23 protein-coding genes and 1 riboswitch are annotated in these 21066 nt (G+C 69.2%); of the genes, 16 read left to right on the top strand and 7 right to left on the bottom strand.

The window, feature by feature from the left end; genetic code table 11:
• Positions 1–7: 7 nt before the first annotated feature.
• From MF270_RS12285 to MF270_RS12260, 6 genes are all read left to right on the top strand, one after another.
• A complete protein-coding gene (locus tag MF270_RS12285) occupies positions 8–385 on the top strand; it encodes an iron chaperone (RefSeq protein ID WP_238366184.1) in 378 nt (125 codons plus the stop codon).
• A 201-nt stretch (positions 386–586) separates the two neighbouring features.
• A complete protein-coding gene (locus MF270_RS12280) occupies positions 587–916 on the top strand; it encodes a hypothetical protein (protein WP_238366183.1) in 330 nt (109 codons plus the stop codon).
• A 56-nt stretch (positions 917–972) separates the two neighbouring features.
• Positions 973–1611, top strand: coding sequence for an SDR family NAD(P)-dependent oxidoreductase (locus MF270_RS12275; RefSeq protein ID WP_238366182.1), 639 nt, complete (start codon positions 973–975; stop codon positions 1609–1611).
• Between the two features lie 412 nt (positions 1612–2023).
• On the top strand, positions 2024–2809 hold the full coding sequence (gene surE / locus MF270_RS12270; RefSeq protein ID WP_238366181.1) for a 5'/3'-nucleotidase SurE: 786 nt from the start codon (positions 2024–2026) through the stop codon (positions 2807–2809).
• Positions 2806–3453: a protein-L-isoaspartate(D-aspartate) O-methyltransferase gene (locus MF270_RS12265; RefSeq protein ID WP_238366180.1), complete on the top strand. Its 648-nt coding sequence runs from the start codon at positions 2806–2808 to the stop codon at positions 3451–3453. Before surE ends, MF270_RS12265 begins: the two co-directional genes overlap by 4 nt.
• 65 nt (positions 3454–3518) lie before the next feature.
• Complete coding sequence (locus MF270_RS12260; protein WP_336246011.1) at positions 3519–4700, top strand: LysM peptidoglycan-binding domain-containing protein; 1182 nt, start codon at positions 3519–3521, stop codon at positions 4698–4700.
• Between the two features lie 6 nt (positions 4701–4706).
• Here MF270_RS12260 and MF270_RS12255 read toward each other — a convergent pair whose 3' ends face one another.
• A complete protein-coding gene (locus tag MF270_RS12255) occupies positions 4707–4859 on the bottom strand; it encodes a hypothetical protein (protein WP_238366179.1) in 153 nt (50 codons plus the stop codon).
• 78 nt (positions 4860–4937) lie between these two features.
• Between MF270_RS12255 and MF270_RS12250 the strand changes: the two genes are divergently transcribed.
• The 5 genes from MF270_RS12250 (at position 4938) to MF270_RS12230 (ending at position 10952) form a co-directional block, all read left to right on the top strand.
• Complete coding sequence (locus MF270_RS12250; RefSeq protein ID WP_238366178.1) at positions 4938–5867, top strand: GNAT family N-acetyltransferase; 930 nt, start codon at positions 4938–4940, stop codon at positions 5865–5867.
• 160 nt (positions 5868–6027) lie between these two features.
• On the top strand, positions 6028–7365 hold the full coding sequence (locus MF270_RS12245) for a glutamine synthetase family protein (protein ID WP_238366177.1): 1338 nt from the start codon (positions 6028–6030) through the stop codon (positions 7363–7365).
• Positions 7366–7403: 38 nt separating this feature from the next.
• A complete protein-coding gene (locus MF270_RS12240) occupies positions 7404–8093 on the top strand; it encodes a type 1 glutamine amidotransferase (RefSeq protein WP_238366176.1) in 690 nt (229 codons plus the stop codon).
• Entirely contained in the window at positions 8090–9445 is a 1356-nt protein-coding gene (locus MF270_RS12235; RefSeq protein WP_238366175.1) for a glutamine synthetase family protein, read from the top strand. The genes MF270_RS12240 and MF270_RS12235 overlap by 4 nt, the downstream gene beginning before the upstream one ends.
• A gap of 208 nt (positions 9446–9653) precedes the next feature.
• Positions 9654–10952 (top strand): NAD(P)/FAD-dependent oxidoreductase, encoded by a 1299-nt coding sequence (locus tag MF270_RS12230; protein ID WP_238366174.1) that lies wholly within the window; start codon positions 9654–9656, stop codon positions 10950–10952.
• An 18-nt stretch (positions 10953–10970) separates the two neighbouring features.
• Here the strand turns inward: MF270_RS12230 and MF270_RS12225 are convergent, their stop codons facing one another.
• The 5 genes from MF270_RS12225 to nanR all read right to left on the bottom strand — a co-directional run bounded on the left by MF270_RS12225 (position 10971) and on the right by nanR (position 16440).
• Positions 10971–12200, bottom strand: coding sequence for an Hsp70 family protein (locus tag MF270_RS12225; RefSeq protein ID WP_238366173.1), 1230 nt, complete (start codon positions 12198–12200; stop codon positions 10971–10973).
• 86 nt (positions 12201–12286) lie between these two features.
• Positions 12287–13123 carry a phosphogluconate dehydrogenase C-terminal domain-containing protein gene (locus MF270_RS12220; RefSeq protein ID WP_238366172.1) on the bottom strand — a complete coding sequence of 279 codons (837 nt, stop codon included), beginning with the start codon at positions 13121–13123 and terminating at the stop codon, positions 12287–12289.
• A 12-nt stretch (positions 13124–13135) separates the two neighbouring features.
• Entirely contained in the window at positions 13136–14455 is a 1320-nt protein-coding gene (locus MF270_RS12215; RefSeq protein ID WP_238366171.1) for a four-carbon acid sugar kinase family protein, read from the bottom strand.
• 3 nt (positions 14456–14458) lie between these two features.
• Positions 14459–15718 (bottom strand): ribulose-bisphosphate carboxylase large subunit family protein, encoded by a 1260-nt coding sequence (locus tag MF270_RS12210; protein WP_238366170.1) that lies wholly within the window; start codon positions 15716–15718, stop codon positions 14459–14461.
• The gene (gene nanR, locus MF270_RS12205; RefSeq protein WP_238366169.1) at positions 15715–16440 is read right to left on the bottom strand and encodes a transcriptional regulator NanR; all 726 of its coding nucleotides are present in this window, start codon (positions 16438–16440) and stop codon (positions 15715–15717) included. The genes MF270_RS12210 and nanR overlap by 4 nt, the downstream gene beginning before the upstream one ends.
• A 173-nt stretch (positions 16441–16613) precedes the next feature.
• Here nanR and MF270_RS12200 point away from each other — a divergent pair, with 173 nt between their 5' ends.
• From MF270_RS12200 to MF270_RS12185, 4 genes are all read left to right on the top strand, one after another.
• On the top strand, positions 16614–16994 hold the full coding sequence (locus MF270_RS12200) for a HesB/IscA family protein (RefSeq protein ID WP_238366168.1): 381 nt from the start codon (positions 16614–16616) through the stop codon (positions 16992–16994).
• Entirely contained in the window at positions 16991–17314 is a 324-nt protein-coding gene (locus MF270_RS12195) for a TfoX/Sxy family protein (RefSeq protein WP_238366167.1), read from the top strand. Before MF270_RS12200 ends, MF270_RS12195 begins: the two co-directional genes overlap by 4 nt.
• Before the next feature lie 74 nt (positions 17315–17388).
• A riboswitch (FMN riboswitch) is annotated at positions 17389–17521 on the top strand.
• A 67-nt stretch (positions 17522–17588) separates the two neighbouring features.
• Positions 17589–18059, top strand: a complete 471-nt coding sequence (locus MF270_RS12190; protein WP_238366166.1) for a 6,7-dimethyl-8-ribityllumazine synthase — start codon at positions 17589–17591, stop codon at positions 18057–18059.
• Between the two features lie 61 nt (positions 18060–18120).
• Positions 18121–19092 (top strand): class 1 fructose-bisphosphatase, encoded by a 972-nt coding sequence (locus tag MF270_RS12185; protein ID WP_238366165.1) that lies wholly within the window; start codon positions 18121–18123, stop codon positions 19090–19092.
• 7 nt (positions 19093–19099) lie between these two features.
• Here the strand turns inward: MF270_RS12185 and MF270_RS12180 are convergent, their stop codons facing one another.
• Positions 19100–20005 (bottom strand): isopenicillin N synthase family dioxygenase, encoded by a 906-nt coding sequence (locus tag MF270_RS12180; RefSeq protein WP_238366164.1) that lies wholly within the window; start codon positions 20003–20005, stop codon positions 19100–19102.
• A 120-nt stretch (positions 20006–20125) separates the two neighbouring features.
• On the opposite strand from MF270_RS12180, the gene tpiA reads away from it, so the two are divergent.
• A complete protein-coding gene (gene tpiA, locus MF270_RS12175) occupies positions 20126–20875 on the top strand; it encodes a triose-phosphate isomerase (protein ID WP_238366163.1) in 750 nt (249 codons plus the stop codon).
• Positions 20876–21066: the final 191 nt, after the last annotated feature.

Genomic DNA, 21066 nt, shown 5'->3' with positions numbered 1-21066 from the left:
GCGCGTGATGAGCCCGAAACCGACCGACATCGACAGCTATATCGCCGCCGCGCCCGCGCATATGCGCGGGGCGCTGTCGGATCTGCGCGCGGCACTGCACGCCGATCTCGCGGCGCGCGGGGTCGCGGTGGACGAGGTCATCTCCTACGCCATGCCCGGCCTGCGCCTGCCCGGCCGCGGACCCGTGGTGGCGGGCTTTGCCGCCTGGGTGCGGCATTGCTCCTTCTACCCCCATTCCGGCGGGGTCATTCCGCTCTTCGCGGATCGGATCGGTGCCCGCGGCCACACCAAGTCGGCGCTGCATTTCACGCCCGAGGATCCGATTCCTTCGGACCTGCTGCATGACATGCTGACCGCGCGCCTGGCCGAGGCCGGGGCGATCTGATCAAGCCCCCGCGACGCCCGGTCGCGGGCCCTGTCGGCGATCCCGCGCGCAGGACCCCGGCCGGCTGCGCCAGTCTCCGCCGATCCCGGACCGGCCCCTTTCCCCGCACCCGGCGCCAGGCTATCCGGCCGCTTCCGCCAGGTGAGGCGTGCCAGGATGGCAGCGACCCGGCGGAGCCATATTCCCAATTCGAGTTGACCGATGTTGAAGACCTCCCCGCGCCCGTCAGCGCGGCCCGCCAAGCTGGACACCACGCCCCGCGCCACCCCCGTTTCGTCCGAAAGCGCCGAAACCAGCAGCGAAGTCGCCAAGGCCGCCACGACCCGTGCCGAGTTCGACCCGACCGAACCCATGCTGCTGGGCACCTTCGGCTCCGACAGCGACCGCCTTGCCCTCTTACGCCTGCCGAACGGCCGCGTCGCCCAGGTCAAGACCGGCGACAAAGTCTCGGGCGACCTGGTCGTCGCCATCGCCGACGAGACGCTGACCCTGTCGCGCGGCGGCCGCGCCCGGCAGATCGCCATTCCATGAACCGGACGGGCGGCATCCCCTTGACCTTGCCGCGCTTTGGCCCCAAACCCTGCGCCATGACAGACCGGATCGCCCTCGTAACGGGCGCCTCCCGCGGGCTTGGCGCCGCGCTGGCCGAGGCGCTTGCCGACACCCACCACGTCGTCGCCGTGGCCCGCACCACCGGCGCGCTCGAAGAGCTTGACGACCGCATCCAGGCCAAGGGCGGCAAGGCCACCCTGGCGCCGATGGACGTGACCAACCCCGACGCCATGGCGCAGCTTTGCCGGTCGATCTTTGACCGCTGGGGCCGCCTCGACATCTGGGCGCATGCCGCCGTCCATGCCGCGCCGCTGTCGCCGGCCATGTCGCTCGATGCCAAGGACTGGGACCGTTCGGTCGCCGTCAACGTGACGGCCACCGGGCAGCTCATCCCCTTCATCGCGCCATTGCTGGGTGAGGCGGGCACGGCCCTGTTCTTCGAGGACCCGCATGGCGGCGAGAAGTTCTTTGGCGCCTACGGGGCGACCAAGGCCGCGCAGATCGCCCTCGCCCGCTCCTGGGCGGCGGAAAGCGCCAAGCACGGGCCCAAGGTCCACGTGTTGCGCCCCGCCGCGATGCCCACGGCCACCCGCGCCCGGTTCTTTCCCGGCGAAGACCGCAGCACCCTGGCCGATCCGCGGGACGAGGCCGCCCGGCTGCTCGCCACGCTATAGGCGGCGCGCCTGTCGCTGCCGTTGCGCCGTGAGGGGCCAGCCCCTCACACTCCCCGGAGTTTATTGGCAAGATGAAGGGGGATCGGCGCCGGATGCGACGCTGCGCCGCCGGGTCAACGGCCGGTGGTCCCGGCCGGGGACGGGGCAAGGATCAAGCGACTTCGCCGGGACTGGCGCGGTGAAGTGGATCGGCGCGCCCTTTGCTTTCATTATTCCCCAAATACTCCCGCCGGAGGCATCCGCGCTCTCCCGCCGGGCGACGGCCCGAGTGGTGCGTCACCTGTCCAAATTCTGAATGAAAGCGCGCGGAAGCGCAGAATTTGGCCCGGCCCCGGCCCGTGAAAGGCGGAGGCCGCCTTGCCCCGCTGGGCCGGAGTCTCTATTCATCTGCGAAAAGCAAGAAGGGACGGGCATGCGCATTCTCATCACCAATGACGACGGGATCAACGCGCCGGGCCTCGTCACCTGCGCAGCCATCGCCCGCGAGCTGGCCGGGCCGCAGGGCGAGGTCTGGACCGTCGCCCCCGCCTTCGAGCAATCGGGCGTGGCCCATTGCATCAGCTACACCCACCCGATGATGATGTCCCAGCTGGACGAGCGCCGCTTTGCCGCAGAGGGCAGCCCGGCCGACTGCGTGCTGGTGGGCCTGCATGACGTGCTCAAGGGCACCCCGCCCGACCTCGTGCTCTCGGGCGTGAACCGGGGCAACAACTCGGCCGAGAACGTGCTCTATTCCGGCACGCTGGGAGGCGCGCTCGAGGCGGCGCTGCAGGGCGTGCCCTCGGTCGCGCTGTCGCAATACCTCGGCCCCGAGAATTTCGACATCGCCGACCCGTTCGAGGGCGCGGCACGCCACGGGGCGGAGGCCGTGCGCCGGGTGTTGCCGCTGATGCAGGACCAGGCCAGCGATGCCTATCGGCTGTTCTTCAACATCAACTTCCCGCCCTGCCCGGCCGATGCGGTCAAGGGTCTGCGCGCCGCGCCGCAGGGCCTGCGCCCCGGCGTGAATTTCGGGGTCGAGCCGCACCTGTCGCCCTCGGGCCGCCGGTTCCTCTGGATCAAGGGCGGCGACCAGCGGGTCCGCGCGGGCGAGGGCAGCGACGCCTCCGTCAACCTCGACGGCTATGTTTCGATCACGCCCATGCGGGCCGATCTCACCGCCCATGACGCGCTCGCCGCACTGGAGGCTGCCCTGTGAGCGAGGACGCGCTGTCGGAGCGGAAGATGCAGTTCCTCTATGCCCTGCGCTCGCGCGGGGTGACGGACACATCGGTTCTGAACGCGATGGAGAAGATCGACCGCGGCGCCTTTGTCCGCGGCCTGTTCCAGGACCGCGCCTACGAGGACATGCCCTTGCCGATCCCCTGCGGCCAGACGATCAGCCAGCCCTCGGTCGTCGGCCTGATGACCCAGGCGCTGCGGCTCACGGGCCGCGACAAGGTGCTCGAGGTCGGCACCGGCTCGGGCTACCAGGCGGCGATCCTGTCGGCCCTGTCGCGGCGGGTCTACACCGTCGACCGCCACCGCCGCCTGGTGCGCGAGGCGCGCGAGGTCTTCGACGCGATGAACCTGACCAATATCACCGCCTTCACGGCCGATGGCAGCTTTGGCCTGCCCGACCAGGCGCCCTTCGATCGCATCCTAGTAACGGCCGCGGCCGAGGACCCGCCGGGCCCGCTCTTGGCGCAGTTAAAAACTGGCGGTATCATGGTCTTGCCGGTCGGCCAGTCGGACCACGTGCAGAGCCTGATCCGGGTCACCCGGACCGAGAGCGGTTTCGACTACGACGAGCTGCGCCCGGTGCGCTTTGTGCCGCTGGTCGAAGGGCTGGGCAAGGAATGAAACCGGTGGGCACAGCCCGCCGAAGACAAGCCCCGGACCAACGGGGAGGACACGAGGATGAGCCAGTGACCCAGGATTTCATGACCGCAAAGCCGCGCCGTCTTGCCGTGGCGCTCGTCGCGCTCGCGGCACTTGCCGCCTGCGACGACAGCCCGCTCGATTTCGACATGCGCGGCCGGATGGGTGGCAGCGTCGACACCTCGGCCGCCGCGCTTGGCGCCGTGGCCCCGCGGCCGCAGCCCGATGACCGCGGCGTGATCTCCTATCCGAACTACCAGGTCGCCGTGGCGCGGCGCGGCGACACGGTCGCCTCGCTCGCTCAGCGGATTGGCGCCGATGCCGGGGCCGTCGCGCGCTACAACGGGCTCATGCCCGACGACGAGCTGCGCTTTGGCGAGGTCGTGGCCCTGCCCAGCCGCGTGGCCGAGCCCGCGGGCGGCCCGATCCGCGCGCCCGAGGACGTGACCGCCATCGCCGGCGCCGCGCTGGACCGGATCCAGGCCCCCTCGGTCCAGACCTCGTCGCTCGAGCCGGCGCCGGCCGCCGCCGCCCAGACCGGGGTCGAGCCGACCCGCCACCAGGTCAAGCGCGGCGAGACCGCCTATACCATCGCGCGCAGCTACAACGTCTCGGTCCGGTCGCTGGCCGACTGGAACGGCCTCGGATCGGATTTCGCCGTGCGCGAAGGCCAGTTCCTGCTGATCCCGGTCGTGGTCGCCGGGGAAGAGCCGGCCGAGTCGGCGCCGATCACCGCGCCGGGCGAAGGCAGCCCGACCCCCGTGCCGCCCTCGGCCTCGGCGCCGCTGCCGGCCGAACGCCCCGCGCCCGCCGCGGCCCCGGTGGCGACGCCCCCTGCGCCCGACATCGGCAAGCAGAGTGCGCCCAAGACGCAGGCCGCGATGTCCATGCCGGTCAGCGGCTCGATCATCCGCGAATACAGCCAGGGCAAGAACGACGGGCTCGACATCGCGGTGCCGGCCGGGACCGCAGTCAAGGCTGCGACCGAAGGGACGGTCGGCGCGATCACCCAGGACAGCTCGACCGGCAGCTCGATCGTGGTGCTCAAGCATTCCGACGGGCTGCTGACGGTCTACATGAACGTCACGGACGTGAAGGTCGCCAAGAACGACCGCGTAAGCCGCGGGTCAACCATCGCGAGCGTGGCCGAAGGCTCGCCCAGTTACCTGCGCTTTGGCGTCTACCAGGGCAACAAGGCGGTCGATCCGGCGCCCTACCTCGCGCCCTGAGCCGGTTCACCGGGTCAGCGCCAGTTCGACCAGCGCGATGGCCAGGAACGGCAGGCTGAACAGGACAGCCAGTAGCGAGGCCGCCACCAGGGTTGGCCGTGGCGGCGGGGCCGACACCCCGCTGACGCTGTGTTTCCGGGCACCTCGGCGATGCTGCATGGGTCCTCCTGTCCGGGCCGGACGCCCCGGCCCGAGTTAACGGGTACTTAGTTTCGGCGGGGTTAACCTGGCCACGCCATGTTCGATTCCACGCCCCTGCGCCGCCCCGTGCCCCTGCCGCAATCCGCCGGTTTCCGCCGCGCAGCGCGGCTCTTGGGCCTGCCTTTGGAAGAAATCACGCTGACCGCCGAGGGGCAGCCGCTGGCACTGGCGTTGATGCAGACCCGGCGCCTGCCGCTGATCGGCCGCGTCGGGCTGATCTCGCGCGGGCCGCTCTGGGCCGGGGCGCCGGATGCCGGGCATCTCGCCGCAGCCCTGCGTGCCCTGCGTCATCCGGTGCTTCTGAACGCCGAAACCGACCCGCCCGGCCAACTGGCCCAGGCCGGCTTCCTCCCGATCATGACCCCGGCCACCCTCGCCCGGCTGGACCTGCGCGGCAGCGCCACCGACCGCCGCGCCCGGATGCAGCAGAAATGGCGCAACCGGCTGTACCGCGCCGAAGAAACGCCGCTCAAGATCCGCCGCTCTGTCCTGCCGCCCGACCCGAACCACTGGCTGCTTGCAGCCGAACGGCAGCAGCGCCGCACCCGCCGTTACACCGGCCTGCCGCCCGAATTCTGCGCCGCCTGGAGCGAGGCGAACCCCCACATGGCGCAGCTTTTCACCGCCGAGCTGCACGGCCAACCCGTCGCCGCCATGCTGTTCCTGCGCCACGGCCAAAGCGCCACCTACCAGGTCGGCCACACGACCGAAGCAGGCCGCGCCCTCCACGCCCACAGCCTGCTCCTTTCCCGCGCCGCCGACTGGCTGGCGGATCACGGCACCGACTGGCTCGACCTCGGCACGCTCGATACCGTGAACGCGCCCGGCCTCGCCCGTTTCAAGCTCGGCGCCGGTGCCTCGCCATATCGGCTGGGCGGCACCTGGCTCTGGTCGCGCCAGACCGCCCCCCTCGCCCGCAGGCTGCCTGCCCCGTCCCGCGCCGATCCCCCTTCATTGTGCCAATAAACTCTCGGGGGGTGTGGGGGGCAGACAGCCCCCCGCTTCCGTCCCATCCACATGCCCAAAGCCTTGGCAAAAACCGCCAAACGCCACGTCCCGCCCAACACCCCCCTTGCCAGCCTGCATCGCCTCCCTCATAATTTGATCAAATTCCCGGAAGGCCCCCATGCTCCAGAACTGGCTCCGCAAGAACCCCCAGGTCCGCACGATCCGCGTCGCGGCCGCAGACCTCAACGGCCAACCCCGCGGCAAGCGCGTGCCAACCCGCTTTGCCGACAAGATCATCCGCGACGGCACGCGCTTTCCGCTCTCGGTGCTGAACCTCGACATCTGGGGCGAGGATATCGACGATTCCCCCCTGGTCTTCGAAAGCGGCGACCGAGACGGGGTGCTCTGGCCCACGGAACGCGGCTTCATGCCCATGCCCTGGCTCGAGGCGCCCACCGCCCTGCTGCCGATCTGGATGTACCGCGAGGACGGCCGCCCCTACGAGGGCGACCCGCGCCATGCGCTCCGCGCGGTGCTCGACCGCTACAAGGCGCGCGGCCTGACCCCCGTCGTCGCGGTCGAGCTGGAATTCTACATGATCGACGATTCGGGCCGGAACCTGCAGGTCCCGATCAGCCCGCGGTCGAACAAGCGCCGCAAGGCGGCCGAGACCATGTCGATCCGGGCGCTGGACAGTTTCGACAGCTTCTTCACCGATCTCTACGACGCCTGCGAAGAGATGGACATTCCGGCCGATACCGCCATCTCCGAGGCGGGTCTGGGCCAGTTCGAGATCAACCTCGACCATGGCCCCGACGCCCTGCGGGCCGCCGACGATGCCTGGCTCTTCAAGATGCTGGTCAAGGGGCTGGCGCGGCGGCACGGCTTTGCCGCCAGCTTCATGGCGAAACCCTACGAAGATTACGCCGGCAGCGGCCTGCACGTGCATTTCTCGGTCCTCGACGCCCAGGGCAACAACGTCTTCGACGATGGCGGGCCCAAAGGCACGGACACGATGCGCCACGCGGTCAACGGCCTGCTCGAGGCGATGCAGGAATCCACCCTGATCTTCGCCCCCCATGCCAACAGTTACGACCGGCTGGTGCCCGAAGCGCATGCCCCGACCGGCGCCTGCTGGGCCTACGAGAACCGCACCTCGGCGATCCGCATCCCTTCGGGCAGCCCGAAATCGCGCCGGATCGAGCACCGGGTGGCGGGCGGCGACGTGAACCCCTACCTGCTGCTGACCGCCATCCTCGGCGCCGCGCTGAACGGGATCGAGGACGGGCGCGAGCCCCCCGCGCCCATCACCGGCAATGCCTATGCGCTTGACCTGCCGCGCCTGCCGGACGGCTGGGTCAAGGCCATGGATGCCTTCGAGGCGGGGGCGCATATCAAGCGCATCTTCTCGCCCGAGCTGATCGGCAACCTGCTGCAGACCAAGCGGCAGGAGGCGCATTACATGGATGAGCTGACCCCGACGGAACAGGTCGAAATCTACCTCGACACGGTGTGACGGGCGGGTTACGCCTGTCACAACTCCCAAGGTGACTCATGCTGATCGGCATTCTTCTGACCGGGCACGCCCCGGATGCGCTTCGCCCCGAAACGGGCGATTACGACGCCATGTTCGCGCGGCTTCTGGGTGGGCACGGGTTCGAATTCCGCCACTGGGCCGTGGTCGATGGTGAGTTCCCGGACGGGCCCGAGGCGGCCGATGGCTGGCTTGTCACCGGCTCGCGGCACGGCGCCTACGAGGACTTGCCCTGGATCGCCCAGCTCGAGGCGCTGATCCGCGCCATTGCGGCGGCGAAACGCCCGCTGGTCGGCGTCTGTTTCGGCCACCAGGTCATCGCCCAGGCGCTTGGCGGCCGGGTCGAGAAATTCGCCGGCGGCTGGGCGGTGGGGCGCACGGAATACGCGCTGGCGGATGGCAGCACGACCGCGCTCAACGCCTGGCACCAGGACCAGGTGGTCGCCTTGCCCGACCACGCCCACGTGCTGGCCAGCAACGACTTTTGCGCCAATGCCGCGCTGGTCTACGACGATGCGCCGATCCTGACGGTGCAGGCGCATCCCGAATACGGGGCCGCGTTCATTCGCGGCCTCATCACCCACCGCGGCGCGGCCGTGCCCGAGACCCTGCGCACCACGGCCGGTGGCGGCCTTGACGATGCCACCACCGATGGCGCGCTCTGGGGCGACCGCTTTGCCGCCTTTTTCAAGACCGAGAGGATCGCATGAGCGACTGGACCGACGGCCTTCCGACAACCGCCCGGGACTACCTGCTGGACCGCAAGCTGGACGAGGTGGAATGCATCGTGTCGGACCTGCCGGGCATTGCCCGCGGCAAAGCGGTGCCGGCCACCAAGTTCGCGCGGCAGAAGTACTTCCACCTGCCGGATTCGATCTATTTCCAGACCATCACCGGCGATTGGGTCGATGTCCCGGACGAGGATTTCCTCGAGCGCGACATGATCCTGCGCCCCGACATGAGCACTGCCACGGCCGCGCCCTGGACGGGCGACTGGACGCTGCAGGTGATCCACGACGCCTATGACCGCAAGGACAGGCCGATCCCATACGCGCCGCGCAACGTGCTCAAACGGGTGGTAGATCTTTACAAGGCGCAGGGCTGGAAGCCGGTCGTGGCGCCCGAGATGGAATTCTACCTCGTGGCGCGCAACCTCGACCCGGCCAAGTCGATCCAGCCGATGATGGGCCGCTCGGGCCGCCCCGCCGCCGCGCGCCAGGCCTATTCCATGACCGCCGTGGACGAATTCGGCCCGGTGATCGACGACATCTACGATTTCGCCGAGGCGCAGGGCTTCGAGATCGACGGCATCACGCAGGAGGGCGGCGCCGGCCAGCTCGAGATCAACCTGCGGCACGGCGATCCGGTCAAGCTGGCGGACGAGGTGTTCTTTTTCAAGCGGCTGATCCGCGAGGCGGCGCTGCGCCACGATTGCTTTGCCACCTTCATGGCCAAGCCCATCGCCGACGAGCCCGGCAGCGCGATGCATGTCCATCATTCGGTCATGGATATCGAGACCGGCCAGAACATCTTTTCGGGGCCGCAAGGGGGCGAGACCGACGCCTTCTACAACTTCATCGGCGGGATGCAGAAGTACCTGCCGACCGCCATCGCGGTCGTGGCGCCCTATGTGAACTCGTACCGCCGCTACGTGCGCGACCACGCGGCGCCGATCAACCTGGAATGGGGGCGCGACAACCGCACCACCGGCATCCGCGTGCCGCTGTCCGACGCCCAGGCGCGGCGGGTCGAGAACCGGCTGGCCGGGATGGATTGCAACCCCTACCTCGGCATCGCCGCCTCGCTCGCCTGCGGCTACCTGGGGCTGATGGAGGAAAGCTGGCCCTCCAAGCAGTACAAGGGCGATGCCTACGAGGCCGAGGGCGACATCCCCCGCGTCATGGGCGATGCGCTCGAGCTGTTCGAAGGCGCGACGGCGCTGCACGATGTGCTGGGGCCGGATTTCGCGCGGGTCTACATGGCGGTGAAGCGGGCGGAATACGAGGAATTCCTGCAGGTGATCTCTCCGTGGGAGCGCGAGCACCTGCTGCTGAACGTGTGAGGTCGGTTTCGGATCACTGCGTGATCCGACCGGGGGCGCCGGCTGCGCCGGCGCTGCTTTCAAAGGCGGCAGAGCCGCCGGGTTTTTGTTGGGCGGCGTATCCGCCCGGTTTCTATTGGGCGGCGTAGCCGCCCGGGGGGGCCAGCCCCCGTCACCTGCGGTGACTCCCCCGAGGTATTTGGAAAACAATGAAGATGTGGGATCGGGCATGGATCTGCTGACGGCCAATGACCCTGCAGGGGAATATCCGCAAAGCTGGTATGCCGAGACGGTGGCGCCCCTTGCGCGGTGTCCCGAGCTGAAGGGCGAGGTTCGGGCGGATGTCTGCGTCGTGGGCGGCGGCTATACCGGGCTCTCGGCGGCGCTGCACCTGGCGGAGCGGGGCTATTCCGTAGCACTGGTCGAGGCGCAGCGCGTGGGCTTTGGCGCCTCGGGGCGCAATGGCGGACAGTTGGGCTCGGGCCAGCGGATGCACCAGCCGGAGCTGGAGCGGCTGGTCGGGCGCGATGATGCGCGAAAATTGTGGGCCCTGGCCGAGGAGGCGAAGGCCGTGGTGCGCGGGCTGATCGCGCGGCACGGGATCGACTGCCACCTGCGGGACGGGGTCGCCACCTACGGCTACACCGATGGCGAGCGGCGCGAGATCCACGAGGAAGCCGAGATGCTGGCGCGCGACTACGGCTATGACCGGATCGAGCTGCTGGACGAGGCCAAGGGGCGCGAGCTGTGCCGCTCGCCCGCCTACAGGGGCGGTATGCTGGACATGGGCGCGGGTCACCTGCACCCGCTGGCCTTCGCGCTGGGGCTGGCACGGGCCTGCCTGGCGGCCGGAGTGCAGGTTTTCGAAGGCAGCCGGGTGCACGGGATCGAGCATGGGGCAAAGCCGGTGGTCAAGACCGGTCATGGCCGCGTGGTCTGCGAACACGTCGTGCTGGGCTGCAACGGCTATCTCGGCACGCTCGACCGCAAGGTGGCCGCAAGGGTCATGCCGATCAACAACTTCATCGTGGCGACCGAGCCGCTGGAGGCGGGGGCCGTGCTGACCCGCGACGTGGCCGTGGCCGACACCAAGTTCGTCGTGAATTACTTCCGCATGAGCCATGACAACCGGCTGCTGTTCGGCGGTGGCGAGAGCTATGGCTACCGGTTTCCGTCCGATATCGAGGCAGTGGTGCGCAAGCCGATGAGCCAAGTCTTCCCGCAGCTCAAGGATGTGAAGATCACCCATGCCTGGGGTGGCACGCTGGCGATCACGCGGCGGCGGGCGCCCTATTTCGCGCGGCTGGCGCCGAACGTGCTGAGCGCCTCGGGCTATTCCGGACACGGGCTGGGGACAGCGACCCATGCCGGCCTGTTGATGGCGCAGGCCATCGCGGGCGAGGCCGAGGGGTTCGATACCATGGCACGCGTGCCCGCCCTGCCCTTTCCGGGCGGCGGCATGGGGCGTACGCCGCTGTTGGTGCTGGCGATGACCTGGTTCGCGATGCGCGACCGGCTCGGGATCTGAACGGCGTTCAGCCCGCTCTCAACGTGTCGCCGAGGCCAGCGCCAGCCCGTCGACCACGGCCGTGAAGGCCGCGCTGCGCTGCTGGCGCGCTTGCGGCAGGATCGCCTTCAGCTCGGAGGTCACCAGCTCCATGAGGCTCGAGCCGCCCACCAGCACGACGTGGTCGATCTGCGCGGGCTGGACCTGCGCGCCAAAGAGCGTTTCGTAGACGGCCGTGCGCAGGTCGTCGCGCTGCGGGTCCAGCGCGCGGGTGAGCGAGCCGGGTGTGACCGGCGCGGCCAGGCGCGGCTCGATCAGGCCCATGTCGATCTCGGCCGCCGTGCCGCTGTTGGCGGCGATCTTGCCCGCCTCGACCGCGAAGGCCAGGTCATGGCCCAGCTCGTCCCGCAGCACCGTCACCAGCCGCGTCATCGCCGGCTTGTCCACCGCGTGATCGAGCAGGTCCTGCGCCATGCGCCGCGTCTCGGCCGTGTAGAGAAAGGGGATCATCGCCCAGGTCGAGAGGTCCGCGTAGATCTGGCGCGGCACGGGCAAGCGGCCATCAGCGAGGCTGCGGGTAAGTTCTCCGCCCAGGCCCAGCAGCGGCATGGCATGGGCCATCGACACGGCGTGGTCGAAATCGGTGCCGCCCAGGCGGATGCCGTGCGAGGCGAGGATCTCGACCGTGTCGCGCTTGCGGCGATAGACCGAAAAGTCCGAGGTGCCGCCGCCGATGTCGACGATCAGGCCAAGGCCGGTGATCGGTTCGGCCGCGTGGGCCGCCGCTTCGGGCTCGAAGAGGAAATCGACCTCGGTAAAGCCGGCCGCTTCGTAACATCCGCGGAGGTCGGATTTGGCCTGGGCGTCGCGGTCGGCGTCGCGGGTGTGGAAATGAACGGGGCGGCCCGACAGGACATGGGTGAAGGTGACACCTGCCTCGCGTTCGGCCCCGGTCTTCAACGCGGACAGAAAGGCTGTGACCACCTCGGCCAGGGTCCGACGCTTGCCGCCGATCAGCCGCTTTTCGTGGAACAGCGGCGTTCCGAGAACGGATTTCAGGGCCCGCATGTAGCGCCCCTCTTCGCCGTCGATCAGTGCCGCGGCCGCGGCCTCGCCGATGCGCATGGTCCCTCCGGTCGGGAAGAACACCGCCGTGGGGAGCGTGTCCGCGCCGGGTTCAAGCGGCAAGCGGCGCACGCGGCCCCCGTCGAGCATCGCGGCGGCAGAGTTCGAGGTGCCGAAATCGACGGCAAGGACGGGACCGGACATGGGCGCACCAAGGGCTGAAAAACGAAGCCCCGCGCCTACCCCGAACGCGCGCGAGGCTCAAGGCCCCGCGGCGCGTTGAACGCTGTTCAGCGGCAGATCGACTGGACAGAGGCCTTGATCGCCTCGGGCGCAAACACCTTGTCCAGCCAGCCGTCCCGGAAGATCACCGGCTGCGCCTCTTCGATCGCCAGCAGGCAGCCGTCGGACAACCGTCCGCCGGGCTGGAAGCCGAAGGCAGTGGCCAGGAGGATCGTCATATGGCCCAGCAGGAAATCCTCGGCTGCCTGGTAGGGCACGCCGCGCCGGGCCGCCTCGTCCGTGGCATCCTTGAGCGCCTTGGCGAAGGTCGCGCCGACGGTTTCCGACAGGGCCGGTTCCAGGATTGCCAGCTGTTCGACGCTGACCCGGTGCGACCGCATCACGGGGGCGTAGAAGGCCCGCGCGATGGCCTCGCACTTGGCATAATGCTCTTCGGGGCCCTGCGCGAGGGCGCAAACGATATGCTGTTTCGCCGCGATGCCGCCGAAATAGTCCTTTTGCGCGGCCGGGTCGGTTTCGTCGCTGAAGAGCGGCGGATGGCAGGGGTGCGCGACGAAATAGGTGACGTCGTCGCGCTGCGGCAGGGTGCCGGCATGGGGTGCTGCGGCGTCCAGCATGATGACGGCGGTGCCGGGCTTCAGCTCGGCAAGGAACCCGCGCAGCACCGTGCCGATCAGGCGGTCGGGCACGGCGAGGATGACCGTGTCGGCGGCGGCCAGTGCATCGGACTGCTCGACGCAGGTGAGCCCGGTTTCGGCGTGCAGCCGTTCCTGTCCGGCCGGTGTCACCTCGACCGGAAGCACATCGTAGTTAGCGGCTTTCAGGTTGGTGGCCAGGCGGACGCCCATCTTGCCGCCGGCCCCGAAGAGGGCAATCTTGGTCATGGTCTGTCTCCCTTATGCGCCGGGCCGCGTGGCCCCGGTCTTGGTCGTGATGAAGAAATCGGGGGCGCCCATCTGGCCGCCCTTCAGCGTGACCTCGAGCCCGTCGAGGGTCGCGTCAGCCGGGCAATGCACGCGGCAGAGCGGCGCGCCGGGGGCCAAAGGGGCGACGGCCGACAGGGCCTCGGCCCCGAGGACGCTGAGCGCATGGCCAGAGGTGTCGCCGCCCGCGATGGCGATGCGCGGCAGTCCCGTGCGGCGGCGGATTTCGGCAACGATCTGCCCGAGCGCCGCGCCGAGGCTGTCGTTCTCGGCGGCCGACAGGCGGGTCACGCGCGGGTCGTCCGGGCCGCGGGCGGTGGCGACCAGCACATCGCGGCCCTGGCCCAGCAGGTCGAGCGCGGCGTCGAGGGTCCGTGCCGCCTCGGCGGCCAGCGCGCCGGGGTCCGAGGCGTCTAAATCGAGCACGGCAAACCCCGCCGCGTCGGCCCGGGCAATCTGTGTCGCGGTGGTCGGCGCGCAGGAGCCGGAGACGGCGAAGAGTTGGTCGACCGGCGTCAGCACGGACGGTTCGGGCTCGGCCGGCAGCAGGCCTGTGCGGCGCCAATAGGCGGTCAACGCGTATTCGACCCCCTGCGAGCCAAGGACGAATCCTCCGGCCCCGCCCGCCCACATCAGCCGCCCCGCCTCGGCCAGGGTCGCGTCGTCCAGCGCGTCGAGCGCGATGATCCGGGCGCCCGTCGCCCGCGCCTCGGCCAGCGCCGCGTCACCACGGCCGGAGGTCATCGCGGCCATGTCGACCACACCGGTGGCCATGTCGGTCTGACGGGAGAGATGGCGGCAAAGGTCGGCCTCGTCCATCGGCGTCACCGGGTGGCGCGCCATGACCGGGTGTCGGTCAAGGCGGTGGATGCCGCTTTCGGACCCGGCGAAGAGGTTGCCGAAGACCTGGTAGCGCCCGATGGCCGGGGCGCCGACCACCAGCGGGATCCAATCGGGGGCGAAGACCTCGGCCCCGATCTCGGCCGCCGCACCGATCGAGCCCACATGGGGCGCGGAATCGAAGGTCGAACAGACCTTGTAATGCACCAGCGGCGCACCAAGGCGCCGCAGCGCCGCGAAGATCGGCGGCAGTTCGGCGCGCATCCAGTCCGGGGTTTGCGACCGGGCGATGCCGGCCACGCCGATGGCCTGCGCCTCCGGGTAGCGGGCCAGCACCTCGGGCGCCGGCGGCGCGAGGAACAGCAACGTGGGGACGCCGGCGAAAGTCAGCACCTCCATCACCGCGGTCGAGCCGGTGAAATCGTCGCCGTAGAAGGTGAGCCGCGGCGCCATGGCTCAGAACGCCGCCAGCGCGGCGGCCAGCGCGGGGTGGTCCCTGGCGTAGGTTGCCGCGTCGATCCCCTGCCCGGCCGCGTCATAGGCCGCGCGCATCGCCTCGACCCCCGCCGCGACGCCGCCCGGATGCGCGACGATGCCGCCGCCCGCCGTGACGATCAGGTCCGGCCCGCCCGCCGCCGCCAGCGTGCCCGCCGCCTGGTGGACGGTCTGGCCGGACGAGAACACCGGCACCGCGCGCATGGGTGCATCGGGAAAAAGCGGATCGGAGAGCGACCGGGCCGAGGCGATGACGCTTTCGTCGCTTTCGGTGAACTTGTTGTCCAGCCCGTTGACATGCATGTGGTCCGCGCCTGCCAGTCGCCAAAGCTTTGACCAGGCGGCATAATCCCAGCCAAGCAGCGGCGCGCGGGTCAGCGCGCCCCAGCCGCAACGATGGGCGTGGATCGGCAGTTGGGAATGCCGCCCCAGCGCGATCATGCCCGACAGCCCCACCGCGTTGACCGAGGCCATGACGCATGTGCCGCCCTCGGCCAGCACGAGGTCGTGCCGCGCGCGCATCTCGTCCACCTCTCCGGTCAGGTTGAAGGCGACCATGACCTTGCGGCCCGTCTTGTCTGCGGCGCGGTGAACCGCGTTCATCACGGCACGGACGCGGGCGTCGAAGGGGCATGCGGGGCCGTCCGCCTGCAACTCGTCATCCTTGATGAAATCGATGCCGCCGGCGCACAGCTCGGCCACCAGCGCGGCCGTGTCCTCGGGGGTGAGGCCGACGCTGGGCTTGATGATCGTGCCGATCAGGGGGCGGCCCTCGACGCCCGACAGGTCGCGCGTGCCAGCCATGCCGAATTTCGGCCCCGGGTATCGGGCGGCGAAGGCATCCGGCAGGCGCAGATCAAGCAGGCGCAAACCGGAAAATGACTTCAACTCGAACAGGTTACCGGCCAAAGTTGCCACGAGGTTCGGCAGCGACGGCCCGAGGTTGGCGAGCGGCCAGCTGAGCGTCACACGCGCCTGTTGCCGCAGGCCCCCGCCCGATTTCGGCAGGCCCGAGCCGGGCAAGGACGGGGCGGACACCTCTCCGATCACCTCCAGCCGCTCGATGCGGGCAGCGGCACGGGCCTTCAGTTCCGGCGTCTCGCCCGGCACGGGGCGGAAGGTGCCCGAGGATTGCTCTCCCGCCATGATCTCGGCCGCCGCCCGCGGGTCGAACGCGGTCTCGATGAGGTAATCGGCCTCGATCCGGTCGGGCCCGATCATGACCGTGCCTCGGCGGTGTAAAGCGGGTCGGAGCGGTCGAGATGGGCGGTCATCATCGCCACGGCCGCCTCGGCATTCCCGGCGGCCAGGTGATCGACCAGCCGCGCATGTTCCACCAGCGTCGTCGCCTCGCGCCCCGACCAGCGCAGCAGCGGCGCGTAGTAATCGCGCAGCCAAGTCAGCATGGCGCCGGTGACGGTCTGGAGCAGCGGATTGCCAGTCAATCCCGCGATGGCGACGTGAAAGGCGATGTCGGCAGCGACAAAGCCCTCGGGATCGCCCACCGCCGCGCGCTGCACCTCGACCAGGTCCCGCAGCGCCTGGGCGTCCCCTTCGCCGCAATGACGCGCGGCCAGCGCGACCGTCCCCGTCTCGAGAATCTTGCGCAGCTGCTTGAGATGACCAAGGTTCGCCGGCTCGGAGGACAACAGCATCTTGGCGATCTCGTCCACCTGCCCGATGGCGATATCGGCCGTGGGGGCGTTCACCCGGCTGCGTTCGCCCTGCGAAATGGTGATGAGCCCCTTGTTGGCCAGCGCCTGCATCGCCTCGCGCACGGCGGGACGGCCGACACCGAACCGCTCCATCAGCACCCGTTCGGACGGGACCGTGTCGCCGGGGCCAAGCTGGCCCGAGACGATCATGCCCCGCAGCCGATCGTACACCTGGTCCGACAGCCGTTGCCGCGCGATGGGTGCGAACGGGTCATTGGCGCTTTGCATGGGCTTCTCCCCTTCGAGTCGCATGCAAACTACACGCGGCCAACTGGTATGACAAGTTGATAAGCATTCCAGTTCGGTGCGCCACCCTGCATCGCCGCACAGGTTCGTGTCCACGCCCTCCCTTGAGACATGTGCGTCAAAGGCATAAATTGACCCGGAAGGAGACACGCACCATGTTCGCAATTCCCGGAAAGCAGGCGGTCAGCATGACCCCCTCGGCCGTCAAGCAGATCACGCGCCTGATGGAGCGTGACGGACGCGCGGGCCTGCGCATCGGCCTCAAGAAGGGCGGCTGCGCGGGGATGGAATACACGATGGAATACGTTGATACCGCGGATTCCGCCGACGAGGTGGTCGAACAGGATGGCGCCCGGGTGATGATCGCCCCGATGGCACAGATGTTCCTGTTCGGCACCGAGATCGACTATGAAAACACGCTGCTGGAATCGGGGTTCAAGTTCCGCAACCCCAACGTCACCGATTCCTGCGGCTGCGGCGAATCGATCAAGTTCAAAGACGTGAGCGAGCTGGCGGCGGAACGCGGCCAGCAATGAGCCTGGGCGCCGAGGACATCGCCTATGTCCGCGAGCTCTTCGACGGGCTTGGCGATGTCACGACGCGCCGGATGATGGGCGGGATGTGCCTTTATCACGACGGCACGATCTTCGCGATGGTGCGCGGTGACGGGCAGATCCTGCTGAAGGGCGCGGGCGCTTTCATCCCCCAGCTCGAGGCCGAAGGCTGCACCCGCTGGGTTTATACCCGCGACAACGGCAAGTCCGGCGCCATGCCCTACTGGACCCTGCCCGAAGCCGCGATGGACGACCCGGAGGTCGCCTGCGACTGGGCGCGCCGGGCGCTTGCACATCTTTGACGCACAAATTCGCACAATCCCTGTGACATGTCGCTCGGGGGCTAGGCGGACCCGTCCTCGAAAGCTATGTCTGGCCGTGTTCTCAGGGCGGGGTGCAATTCCCCACCGGCGGTGACAGCCCGCGAGCGCCTTTCACAGCGAAAGGGTCAGCAGATACCGGTGGAATTCCGGGGCCGACGGTAACAGTCCGGATGGAAGAGGACCTAAGGTGCGCGTCTCGCGCGCGCTGACGGCTTGACCCCTGGGACCTTTTGTTCAAACGGAGGGTTCCGACATGACCACTTACGACACCACCCGCATCGCGTTCATCCGCGCACGTTGGCACGCAGACATCGTCGACCGCGCCCACGAAGGGTTCCTGGCCGAGGCCGCGCAGATCCTGCCCGGCGCGCAGGTCGACGCCTATGACGTGCCCGGCGCCTTCGAGATGCCGCTGCTGGCCAAGCGCCTCGCCCGCACGGGTCGCTACGACGCCGTGGTCGCCGCGGCCTTTGTCGTGGACGGCGGCATCTACCGGCACGACTTTGTCGCCGGCGCGGTCGTCACCGGCCTGATGGAGGCGCAGATGCAGACCGATGTGCCGGTCTTTTCCGTCTCGCTCACCCCGCACAACTACCAGGAAACCGACCTGCTGACCGCCTTCTACCGCGAGCATTTCGTGACCAAGGGGGCCGAGGCCGCGCGCGCCGTCAAGGGCGTGCTGGACATCGCATTGCCCACCGACATGGCGTTGGCCGCCGAATAAGCCCCTGACAGCATGGGCGCGGTTGGTTAAGACCGGGTTAACCCGGAAAAGGACCCCGCCCATGCTGAAGCTGCCCAACGACACGGCCCCGCGCGGCCCCTTCCTGCACGAGCACCTGCCCGATGCCGGGGCCGCGCGCATCGTCCGCCACATCGCCGAGGCGCTGCCGCCCCTGGCCGAACGGCTGGCCGCCGGGACGCTGCCGGGCGATCCCGCCGCGCTGGTGGGCAACAACGAATCCGGCGATGCCCAAAAGGCGCTGGATGTGGGCGCGCATGACTTCATGCTGGACGCGCTCAGGGGCTGCGACATCCGTCATGTCTTGTCCGAAGAGGCCGAAGAGGTCGTGACGCTCGACCCGAACGGCGCCTTCGACCTGGCGATGGACCCGATCGACGGCTCGGGCTCGATCGGGATCGGTGGCATCCTTGGCACGCTCTTCGCGATCTACCCCGCCGGAACGGGCGACTTCCGCCGTCCGGGGTCCGAAGCCGTGGGCGCGGGCTATGCCTGTTTCGGCCATTCCACCGATTTCGCCTATTCGCTGGGCGACGGCACGCATATCGCGACCTACGACCACGTCGCCGGCGATTTCCGCATCACGACCGAGCGGGCCATGCTGCCCGCCGCAAGCTCGATGCTGGCCTACAACGCCTCGAACGAACGGCATTGGAGCGCGGGGCTGCAGGCCTATGCCGCCGATGTGCGGCTGGGCCGCGACGGGCCGAGGGGCAAGGATTTCAACATGCGCTGGCTGGCGGCCGCCGTCGGTGACCTGCACCGTATCCTCTTGAAAGGCGGCGCATTTCTGTATCCCGCCGACGCCCGCAAGGGCTACGGTCGTGGCCGGCTGCGGCTGGCCTACGAGGCGGTGCCCATCGCCTTTCTCGTGGAACAGGCCGGCGGCAAGGCCAGCGACGGCGCGACCCGTATCCTCGACCTCGTACCCGAGACTCCCCATGCCTTCTGCCCGCTGGTCTTCGGCTCGACCGAGGAAGTCGAGGTGATCGAGGGCTACATCGCGCGCGGCTGAACGGCGTTCAGCCCTTTGCCAGGTGCAGGTAGGTCTCGTTGAACCGCTTCTCGAGGTGATCGCCTGCGCGGATCACCTTGCTGCTGCCCATCGGCGCCACGTTGGTGTCATGGGCGGGATTGAAGAACAGCGGGACCGAGATCCGCTCCTCGCTGCCGCCGATCACCCGGTGCAGCGTCGCCTTGACGCGGCCGCCGGTCCACATCTCGAGCATCTCGCCGAAGTTGATGACGAACTCGCCGGGTTGCGCGTTGACCGGCAGCCAGTTGCCATCCGCGCCCAGCACCTCGAGCCCCGGCGTGCCATCGGCGGCCAGCAGTGTCAGGCAGCCGTAATCCGTATGCGCGCCGATGCCGAAATCCTTGTCCCCCGCCCAGCCGGGGCGTGGCGGGTAGTAATTGCCCCGCAGCAGCGCCATGGGCTTGGCGAACTTGTCGTCGAAGTAGTCCGCCTCGGCCCCGATGGCCGTCGCTATGGCGCGCAAGAGGCGCAAGGACACCTCCAGCGCGTGGTCGTAATAGGCGCTGATGACCGCGCGGAACTCGGGCGGCGTCTTGGGCCAGAGGTTCGGCGCATAGACCGAAAGCCCGGCCAGGGGATCGTCTTCGGGCAGGGTGAAGCCGCAGTCGAAAACCTCCTTGAAATCGGGGTTGGCGGCGGGATCGACCTGCTCGCTCCGCGGCGCGCCCCAGCCCCGGTTCGAGCCCGTGCGCGCCATGTCGACGGCCCGCTTTTCAGCCTCTGGCAGCCTGAAGAACGCCCGATAAGTGTCTATCACGGCGGCGATTTCCGCTGTAGATATGCCGGTGTCGTGGACGGTGAGAAACCCCACCTCCTCGGCCCCGCGCCGCAGCGCGTCCATCGCCTCGGGCGTGCGGGCGTCCAGCGCCCTTGCGTCCAGTCTCGGGATCATTCCGGCCCCCATTTCCAGTCGCCGTCTTGTGCCAGCGCGCCCCCGCGACCGCAAGCACCCTTGACGCCCCGGCGCCGGTCGCGAGGATGGGCGCAACGAAAAACAGAACGGGAGGTGCCCATGCGCCGCAAACTGGCCGCAGGCAATTGGAAGATGAACGGGACCGGCGCGTCGCTGGCCGAAATCGAGACGTTGATGAAGAGCCATCCGGCGCCGGGCGTGGACGTCCTGATCTGCCCGCCCGCCACGCTGATCGGCCGCGCCGCCGCGCTGGCCGAGGGCCATGTGCTGGCCATCGGCGGGCAGGATTGCCATGCAGAGGCCAGCGGAGCGCATACCGGCGACATCTCGGCCGCGATGCTCAAGGACGCCGGCGCGACCCACGTGATCCTGGGGCATTCCGAGCGCCGTGCCGATCACGATGAAAGCGACGGCGACGTCCGCGCCAAGTGCCGCGCCGCGCTGGCCGAGGGGCTGGTGGCCGTGGTCTGCGTCGGCGAGACGCTGGACGAGCGCGAGGCGGCCAATACGCTCGACATCATCGGCGGGCAACTGGCGGGCTCCCTGCCCGACATCGCCTCGGCCCATGATCTCGTCATCGCCTACGAGCCGATCTGGGCCATCGGCACGGGCAAGGTGCCGACCACGGCGCAGATCGGCGAGGTGCATGATTTCATCCGCACCAAGCTCGAGCAGCGCTACGGCGCGGGCGTCGGGCGGTCGGTGCGCATCCTCTACGGCGGGTCGGTCAAGGGGTCGAATGCGGCCGAGATCTTTGCGGTTTCGAACGTGGACGGCGCGCTGGTCGGCGGGGCAAGCCTGACGGCCGGGGATTTCTCGCCTATCGTCAGCGCGTTGGAAGAAGCCTGAAATCGGAGATGGGGGGCAGCCGCCACATCACGCTCTCCGTGGGTGGCCAGCCCCCCACACCGCACGACCCGTGGGTGGTGAGCCCCCCACACCGCACGACCCGTGTTGGGTCAGCCCCCCACACCACGCAATCCGTGGGGGGCCAGCCCCCCACACCACGCAATCCGTGGGGGGTCGGCCCCCCACACCCC

Origin of the sequence: Mesobacterium pallidum (assembly GCF_019966535.1) — a bacterium.
Lineage (GTDB): Bacteria > Pseudomonadota > Alphaproteobacteria > Rhodobacterales > Rhodobacteraceae > Mesobacterium > Mesobacterium pallidum.
The sequence above is the reverse complement of the archived record's forward strand: the minus strand, read 5'-3'. Positions and strand labels throughout refer to the sequence as shown.